Raw genomic sequence first — 8,792 nt, 5'->3', positions numbered from 1 at the left:
GGGTGGACGTGCACTCGCCCGCGAAGGTGCGCGACGCGCTGGCGCGCAACGCGTGGCTGAAGTCGCAGTGGGAGAAGCCGCTGGGCCAGGGCTTCGCGAGCGGCTGGGCCGCGTTCCTGGGCTCCACCGGCACGGACCTCAAGGCGTCCTTCAAGGGCGCGGTGCTGGACGTCGTCGTCGGGCAGCTGCTCGACACGCCGTTCCGCACGGTGTGGTTCACCGGCGACGCGCGCGTGGGCACGCCCGCGCTCCTCGTCCCCAAGGCGAACAAGACGTCCCAGGCGGCGTGGGACGCGCTGGACTCCGTGGCGAAGCGCGGCGGGATGGTCGCGGACGGCTGCCCCTCCGGCATGGGGGAGAAGGTGCCGGACGGCGGCTTCCAGCTGTCGCGCTGGCTCGTCGCCGAGCAGACGGTGTGGGCCGCGCGCACGGCGGACCGGCTGGTGCTGTCGCGCCACCCGGTGGTGGTGCTCCAGGCGCTGTGCTCGCCGCTGCCGGAGCTGGAGGCGGATGACGGCGCGGACGTGGAGGTGGGCTTCGACGCGAACGCCTACGGCCGCGAGGCGCAGCTCTTCACCCACGTGCTGGGGCTGGGCGAGGACACGCGGCTGCAGCTGCGCGTGGACGGCGACCGGCTGGTGGCGAAGGGCATCGCCGGGAAGGTCAGCGGGACGTCCGTCACCACCGGCAAGCCCCTCTCCGACGACCTGCTCAAGCTGGTGCCCGAGGACACGCCGGTGCTGTTCGCGTTCCGGTTCATGCTGCCGGAGTCGCTGGAGCCCGCGCAGCTCAAGGCCTTCTGGAAGGGCGAGAGCCGGGCCCCGCTGCGCGAGCGCCAGGTGGCCCTGGCGTGGACGCCGCGCGGCAGCACGTCCCTGGCGCCGGAGCTGGCCCTGCTGTGGGGCGACGAGAAGGACGCGGAGGGGCTGTCCGCGCTGTTCTCCGGCGGCGCGCGGACGCTGGTGAGCGCGACGCTGTGCAAGCACGTGGTGCTGGCCACGAGCCCGCAGGAGGTCGAGCGGCTCAAGAAGGCGTGCGAAGGCAGCGCGCCCAACATGCTCAACGCCGCGGGCCCGGTGGTGGCGGGGCTGCGCGCGCCCTCCACGGTGATGCTGGGCGTCAACCTGGGACGGCTGCTCAGCGGGCTGGCCATGGACGGCTACACGTCCGAGGCGCGCGTGGACCGCGCGTCGCCCATGCCCAAGGCGCTGCCTCCTGAAATCGAAGCGGCCCGCCGCGACCTGGAGGCCCTGCCGTACCTGGGCTTCCGTGGCAACGCGCAGGGCTACGTCATGGCGTCGGAAGGATTTGGGACATGAAGACCTCCGTTCGTTTCGCGGCGCTGGCCGCGCTCCTGCTGTCCGGCGTGGCGCTGGCCAAGCCGCTCTACATCACCGTCCCCCGCTCCTACGGCAGCAGTGAGCCGGTGGCCGTGGACGTCGCCTTCGAGGACAAGGGCCCCGTCGAGCTGCGCGTGCTCCAGCCCGCGAACCTGGACGCGTTCATCCGCGCGCAGGGCGACCTGCGGCGCGCGTACGAGACGCCGCCCACGCTGCTCAACCCGGGCCGCGGCCTGAGCCGGGGCCTCAACGCGGTGAGCTCGCCGGGCCTCGTGCTGATGGAGGCGCTGTCGCCCGACTTCCGCCAGGAGGTGGGGACGTCCCTGCCGAAGCCGCCGCAGTCGTCGTCGTCCGGCGAGCCGCTGGCGAAGGTGGCCGAAGGGCCGGAGAAGCTGGTGGGCACGCCGCCGGGCTTCTCCGTGGTGCGCAGCCAGTGGCTCAACCTGGACCTGGGCGGCGCGAACCGGGACTTCAACGTGCCGGGCTTCGACACGGGCGACAGCAGCAGCGGCTTCCAGGAGCGCCGCGTGCTGCTCGCTCCGCTGCCCCCGGGCACCTACGTGCTCCAGCTGGTGCAGGGCCGGGTGGAGGGGCAGGTGGTGCTCGTCGTCAGCGACGTCACCGTGCAGCTCAAGCAGACGGATGGACAGGTGCTGGTGCGCGTGGCGGGGCGCGACCAGCAGCCGCGCGCGGGGGCTCGGGTGCAGGTGTACCTGCCCACGGGCAAGGGCCCCTCGGGCACCACGGACGACAAGGGCGAGGTGACGCTGGCGGTGACGGAGCCGCGCATCATCGCGACGGTGACGGCCGGCAAGGACACGGCCATCGTGGACACGGACTTCTACTCCGCGCTGGCGGTGGCGCCGGACGTGTTCATCTACAGCGACCGGCCCATCTACAAGCCGGGCAACGAGGTGAAGTTCCGCGGCCTCGTGCGCCAGCCGGACACGTTCCTCGCGCGGCTCTTCACGCCGAAGAAGCGCGACGTGCGCGTGAAGCTGGTGTCGCAGGAGGGCCGTGAAATCGTCACCCGCGCGGCGGTGGACGAGTTCGGCGCGTTCAACGGCACGCTGAAGGTGCCGGAGGACCTGGGCACGGGCGTGCTGCGCATCGAGGCGGACCTGGACGAGCACCCCCACCAGGGCGAGGCGCGCGTGCAGGACTACGTGAAGCCCACGTTCTACCTGGAGGTGCAGCCGAAGTCGGAGACGGTGGTGCCCGGCCAGACGGTGAGCGTGACGGTGCGCGCGCGCCGCTACGCGGGCGGCGTGCCCAAGGGCGCGAAGTACGAGGTGTTCCTCTACCGCTCCCTGCTGGACGCGCCCGCGTGGGTGGACGACTCCGGCCGCGGCGGCCAGGGCAGCGCGGTGACGTACGGCACGGCCTCCAGCAGCGAGGGCAAGCTGAGCGTGCCGGAGCGGCTGTACTCCTCCGTGGCGGAGCGCCAGGCCACGGACGACCCGTGGTCCAGCGCCGGCGAGTTCAACGCGGAGGGCGAGGCCGAGGTGGAGGTCGCCGTGCCCGCGCTCGCCGCGGGCGAGGACCGGCTGCCGTACCGCTACAGCCTCACCGTGCGCGCGCGGGATGATCAGGAGACGTTCGCCACCGGCACCGCCGCCTTCTTCCTGTCGAAGGTGGAGGTGCTGGGCGTGGCGCGGTTCTCCGACGCGGTGGTGCAGAAGGGCTCGGAGGCGCAGCTGTCCGTGCGCGCCACCACGCTGTCCGGCAAGGCCTACGGCGTCACCACGGGCGACGTGGACTTCGTGCTGGTCCGCGCGGACGGCAGCGAGAAGACGCTGGGCACGCAGACCTTCACCACGCAGCAGGACGGCACGTCCCGCCAGAAGGTGCCCACCACCGACGTGGGCCGGGTGGTGGCGCGCGTGACGGTGAAGGACAAGAAGGGCGAGACGTGGGAGGGCGAGGAGTCGCTGCTCGTCATCGGCGGCTCGGACGAGCCCGTGGCGCAGGTGCCCAACCTCACGCTCGCGTCGCTGTCCGGCACGCTGGCGCCGGGGGACAGCGCGAAGCTGGTGGCGCTCATGCCGGATGGCTGGGGGCAGGGCGGCAAGGACGCGGGCCCCGTGTGGGTGACGCTGACGGGCGCGGGCCTGTACGGCACCTCCGTGGTGAAGCTCACGGGCCGCACGCTGGTGCATGCGTTCCCGGTGGAGAAGCGCTTCGGCAGCGCGGTGTACGCGTCCGTGGCGTACCCCACGGCGACGGGCCGCTGGGAGGAGCGCACGGTGGCGTTCCGCGTCGTGCCCAGGGAGCGCACGCTCACGGTGTCGCTGCAGCCGCGCCGCGCGGAGGCGCTGCCTTTGACGGAGCAGGCCATCGATGTCCGCGTCACCGACAGCGACGGCAACGGCGTGTCCGCGCAGCTGTCCGTGGGCGTGGTGGACAAGGCCGTCTACGCCATCCAGTCCGAGTTCCGCCCCGGCGTGCTGGACTTCTTCTACCCGCCGGCGCGCGACAACGTGACGAGCTTCTATTCAGCGGAGTTCCAGGGCTACGGCTACGGCGAGCAACTGGCGCGCAAGATGGCGGGGCTGCCCGACCACGCGTTCGCGTCCATCAAGCCGCCCAGCCGCAACGCGAAGGACCTGGAGAAGGACACGGCGCACTGGGACCCGGCCGTGGTGACGGACCGCGACGGGCGCGCGACGGTGCGCTTCACGCTGCCCTCCAACCAGACGCTCTGGGTGGTGACGGCGGTGGCGGCGGACACGTCCGGCCGCTTCGGCGAGGGCACGGCGGAGTTCGCCACGCGCGGTGGGCTCAACGTCTACGCGGCGCTGCCGCAGTTCCTGCGCGAGGGCGACGAGGCGCTCGCGTCCGTGCGGCTGGCCGCGGGTACGAAGTCCAAGGGCAGCCAGGTGCTGGACGTGCGGTTGCAGCCGGGCGGCGCGCTCCAGGCGGACGCGCTCCAGCGCAAGGTGGAGCTGGGCGAGGGTGGCGAGCAGGTGGTGCCGGTGACGCTGCACGCGGCGAAGACGGGCCCGGCGCAGCTCACGGTGGACGTGGTGGGCGGCAAGGAGCCGCTGCGGGACCTGAAGCGCTTCGACGTGACGCCCGCCGCCGTGGAGGACGCGGTGCAGGTGAGCGCGTGGGGCGGCGGCGCGCTGTCGCTGGAGGCGCCGGAGTCCTCGGCGCTGACGCGCGTGGAGCTGGTGCTCCAGCCGTCCTCGGTGGACGCGGCGCTGAGCAACGTGCGCGAGCTGCTCACGTACCCGTACGGGTGCCTGGAGCAGCTGGTCTCCACGACGGTGCCCAACGTGGCGGTGTACCAGGTGCTCCAGAAGGCGGGCGCGCTGGACAAGCTGGACCCGGACTCGCAGGCGCTCCTGGCGGAGGCGCGCAGCCGCTCCGTGCAGGGCACGGCCCGCATCCTGGGGCTCGCGGTGAAGGGCGGCGGCTTCACGTGGTTTGGCGGCTACAGCGAGCCCAGCCTGCCGCTCACGCTCATCGCGCTGGACGGTCTGGCGTACGCGTCCGAGGCGGGGCTGGTGGACCGCGACGACGCGCGCATCCAGGAGAGCGCGAAGTGGCTGGAGGCGCAGGAGGGCCTGCCGCCGGAGTACGAGGCGACGCGCGCCTACGTGCTGGCGCGGCTTCAGGGCCCGCGTCAGGCGGCGCGGGTGCGCGCGCTGGTGGAGTCCGCGAAGCCGGGGGAGTTGTATCCGCTGGCGCTGGCGGTGCTGGCCGCGGAGAAGGCGGGCGTGATGAAGGAGCCCGGCCTCCAGGAGCGCATCCAGGGGCTGGTGAAGGAGAGCAACGAGGGCTTCGCGAAGCTCGCCGGGCTCAAGGGCGAGGCGCAGACGTCCGAGGCGTTCTACCGCTTCCCGCTGCGGCGCGTGGGCCTCACCGCCATCACCGCGCACGCGGCGTCGTTCGGCACGCTGGACGTCACGCGCGCGCGCAAGCGCATCCTGGAGATGCTGAGCGAGCCGGGCCTGTCCACGTTCGACCGGAGCACGGCGCTGTTGCACTCGCTCTGGCTGGTGGAGCGTGACGCGAAGGCGTTCAAGGGCATGGCGCCTCCGGAGGTGAAGGGCTCCAGCGCGCCGGTGAAGTTCTCACCGCGCGGCATGGGCCTGGTCGCCACGCTGCCGGCGGGGACGCGCACGGTGGACGTGGGCGGCTTCGACGGCGTGGCCACGCTGCGCGCCGCCGCGACGACGCCGCTCAAGGCCGTGCAGCCGCGCGTGAACGGCATGTCCGTGGAGCGCGCGTACTACGTGCTGCGCGAGGGCGGGAAGGTGAAGCTGGAGGCGGGCGCGTCCGTGAACCAGGGCGAGGAGGTCTACGTGGAGCTGACGCTGGACGCGCGCGGGGAGAACCGGGCGCGCTCGGCGTACTACGTGGTGGAGGACGCGGTGCCAGCGGGCTTCGTCCCGCTCCAGGAGGACAAGGTCTTCCGGGGGCCGCCGCACTCGCTGGCGCTGGCTCCGGAGGCGCTGAAGCGCCGGCAGCTGGACCCGTCCCACGCGACGTTCTTCTTCGAGGAGCCGGCGTGGTGGAGCGACAGCCCGCGCACGGTGGGCTACGTGATGCGCGCGCAGTTCGCGGGCACGTTCGCGGCGCCGCCCGCGACCATCGAGGACATGTACTCGGCGCGCATCCGGGGCCGCACGGCGCCGGACGTGTTGAAGGTGGTGCCCTCGAAGACGTCCGTGAGTGACCTGTAGCCCATGGGGTGGGCCGTCGCCGTCGCCGTGGTGTTGTCGGCTTCGCCCACCTTCGTCACGCGGGGGGACGTGACGCCCGAGCAGGACCTGCGCCGCGAGGCCCAGGCCGCCTGGGCGTCGTTGGAGGCGCAGTACACGGCGCAGGCGGGCGGCCTTCCGCGGCGGGCCCCCGCCACCGTGACGCTCCAGAAGGGCACGGCGCTTCCGCCCGAGCGCAACGCGCAGGGACGGCCCGGCCTGGTGGAGCTGCGGCAGAACACGCCCGGCGTGCTGGACGCGAGGACGCGCACGGCGCTGCGGCATGAGCTGGCGCATCAGCTGCTGTGGTGGGCCTGTCCCGCGTCCAGCGAGGACCGGCTCTTTCACGAAGCCTTCGCGCTGACGGTGAGCGGTGAGCTGCCCGCGTGGCGAGACGGTCCCTATCAATCCCTGTCGAGCGCGGCGCAGGCGGTGGCGAACGCTCCCGCGATGGACACGACGCGAGCGAGGAGGGGACTGGCCCGCATCCTGGGAGAGCACACGGGCTTTCCCGCCGCGCTGACGCGCAGGCTGCGCCAGTGTCACGACGGAGCGCGGTGGGCCGCGCCGCTGACGGTGGAGGAGCTGGCGGACGTGGCGGTGCTCGCGCCCGAGGCGGCCACGGTGGTGGTGAGCCGGCACTCGGGGGAGGTGTTGTTCTCGGAGGGAGACGTGCGCCGCGCCGTGCCCTACGGCTCCGCGCTCAAGCCGTTCCTGTACGCGGCGGGAGATGCGCCGCCGCTGCTCGCGCCGCGCAGGGGCGTGCAGGAGTGGGCCTGTGGCGTGGGCCTTCCTCCGAAGGTCGATGCGCGGCTCGCGCTCCTGCGCTCGTGCAACGGCTGGTTCCTGGACTGGGAGGCCACGGGCCTTGCTCCCAAGGCCTTCGGTGTCTGGGGACCGGTGCTGTCCGCGGTGGGGCTCACGGGTCTGCCCTCGGACATGACGGAGGCCATCGGGCTTCGCTCCGCGCATGGGCTTTCTCCGTGGGGCATGGCGCAGGCATACCGGCTGCTCGCGGAGGCCCGGCCGGACGTGCTCGCGCTGCTCACCGGCAACGTGGACGAAGGCACGCTCAGCGGCCTCTCCACGTCGAAGGCGCTCAAGGGCGTCGCCACCAAGACAGGCACGGTGCGCGACGCCGCGAGCCGTCCCCAGCTCGGATGGATCGCCGCCGTGGACGCGGACCTCGTCGCCGTCATCGTGCGCCCGGGCAAGATGCCCCGGCACTTCGTGGATGAGCTCCCCGCGCTCCTCACCCGCGTGCGCCGGCAGGCGGGGCTGGAGGCCGCGCGCGTGCAGGTGCTCGGCCTGCTGCCCTCCGCGACCGTGGAGGCCCGTTGCTCGGGCGCGGGCTTCTCCCTGGAGGACGGCAAACCACGCGCCGCGCCGCCGGACTTCTCGCGCCTGGACGCGCTCACCTCGAAGGGGCCCGCCGTCTGCCTCGGCAGTCCCTGGCGCGTGCGCTTCCCGGACGGCCCCGACGGCGGCCGCGACTACGCGGGCGTCTTCACCTGGTCCACGCCGCCTCCGTACCGCCCTCCACCCGGCGTGCCCACCACGCCCAGCGCGCTCAAGGCCCGGCGTGGATCCGACTTCGTCTTCCGCACCACGCGCGTGCAGTACACCGCCGGCGTCGTCGCCGCCGAGGACGTCACCCTCCAGGGCGAAGCCCGCATCGCGCTGGCCCGCGTCGCCGCGCACAACGAGCGCCACGCCGACTCGCGCCACGCCGGCCGCGCCCTCTGCGACACCACCCACTGCCAGGCCTTCCGGGGCACCGTGCGCATCCGCCCGGAGGAGTCCCGCGCCCTCCAGCTCCCGCCCCTGAAATGGGACGCGTGGCTCACCTTCTCGCAGGGCGGATCCACCCCGTGGAGCGAGGTCCGCCCCCGCTCGGAGGTGGAGGCCCTGCTGGGCACGAACCTCGTCTCGCTGCGCTTCGAGTCCGGCCGCGTGCGCTACCTGCGCACCGAAGGCACCCCCGCCGCCCCTTACGAGGACGCGCGCTCCCTCCCGTGCGACACGCTGCGCGCCAGCCTGAAGCTCCCCTCCTGTCCCCAGCGCGCCTCCTTCGACGGACCCCAGGTCCGCTTCGAGGGCCAGGGCCGGGGCCACGGCGAAGGCCTGGACGTCGAAGCCGCCAAGGCCAGCCCCGGCCTCGGCAGCGACGCCCTCCTGGAGCGCGCTTTCGGAGCCGGGTTCCGCTTTACCCACCCGGGAAACCGTGAAAAACCTGCTGACACGGGTCGCGAGTAACAGCTATTACGGAAGAATACCGTAGCGCTGTTTGGTTCGAGGGGCCCAATGGCGGAGGGAATGAGCGAGGCGGAGGCCACGCGGCGCGCTTTGGAGGCGTTGCCGGAGGGCCTTCGGGTGCGCTGGGTCCAGGAGGGCCGCGGGGCCTGGGTGCTGGGCTGTCAGGACTCCCGGCCGAACCTGCACGCCCCCCGGGGCGAGGACGTGCTCATCCAGGGCGAGCTGTGGCTGCTGGGGGCGCGCTACGTGGAGGGCGCGGTGCCGCGCGGTGCCCTGAGGGTGTGGCTGTTGGAGGGCCCCGTGCGGCACGTGCTGGCCACGCGCGTGGCGGTGGGCGGCGAGGACCTGACGCTGGGGCTGGGGCCTCCGGGGGCGCGGGTGCCCTCCGCGCGCGTGGTGTGTCAGCGCGTGGAGTGGCGGCCGTACTCGGTCGCGAACGCGGCGCCGCTGGCGGCGGCCTTCGTGGACCTGTGGCGCGGCCTGGCCC

4 protein-coding genes are annotated in these 8,792 nt (G+C 73.3%); all 4 read left to right on the top strand.

Annotation, left to right across the window (positions count from 1 at the left end; translation table 11 throughout):
* A partial coding sequence (locus D7X55_RS30100) for a hypothetical protein (RefSeq protein ID WP_121724867.1) occupies positions 1–1,319 on the top strand: 1,319 nt, incomplete at its 5' end.
* Positions 1,316–6,031 (top strand): MG2 domain-containing protein, encoded by a 4,716-nt coding sequence (locus tag D7X55_RS30095; RefSeq protein WP_121724866.1) that lies wholly within the window; start codon positions 1,316–1,318, stop codon positions 6,029–6,031. The genes D7X55_RS30100 and D7X55_RS30095, both read left to right, overlap by 4 nt.
* A gap of 3 nt (positions 6,032–6,034) precedes the next feature.
* Positions 6,035–8,305 carry a SpoIID/LytB domain-containing protein gene (locus tag D7X55_RS30090; RefSeq protein WP_121724865.1) on the top strand — a complete coding sequence of 757 codons (2,271 nt, stop codon included), beginning with the start codon at positions 6,035–6,037 and terminating at the stop codon, positions 8,303–8,305.
* A gap of 48 nt (positions 8,306–8,353) precedes the next feature.
* The coding region (locus tag D7X55_RS30085; protein ID WP_147470266.1) for a hypothetical protein at positions 8,354–8,792 on the top strand (439 nt) is incomplete at its 3' end.

It is taken from the genome of Corallococcus sp. AB049A (assembly GCF_003668885.1).
GTDB classification, from domain to species: Bacteria; Myxococcota; Myxococcia; order Myxococcales; family Myxococcaceae; genus Corallococcus; species Corallococcus interemptor.
The sequence above is the reverse complement of the archived record's forward strand: the minus strand, read 5'-3'. Positions and strand labels throughout refer to the sequence as shown.

Excerpts from the sequence above, each read along its gene's own strand:
- D7X55_RS30095 (WP_121724866.1), top strand. The coding sequence starts at position 1,316 with ATGAAGACCTCCGTTCGTTTCGCGGCGCTGGCCGCGCTCCTGCTGTCC.
- D7X55_RS30090 (WP_121724865.1), top strand. The coding sequence starts at position 6,035 with ATGGGGTGGGCCGTCGCCGTCGCCGTGGTGTTGTCGGCTTCGCCCACC.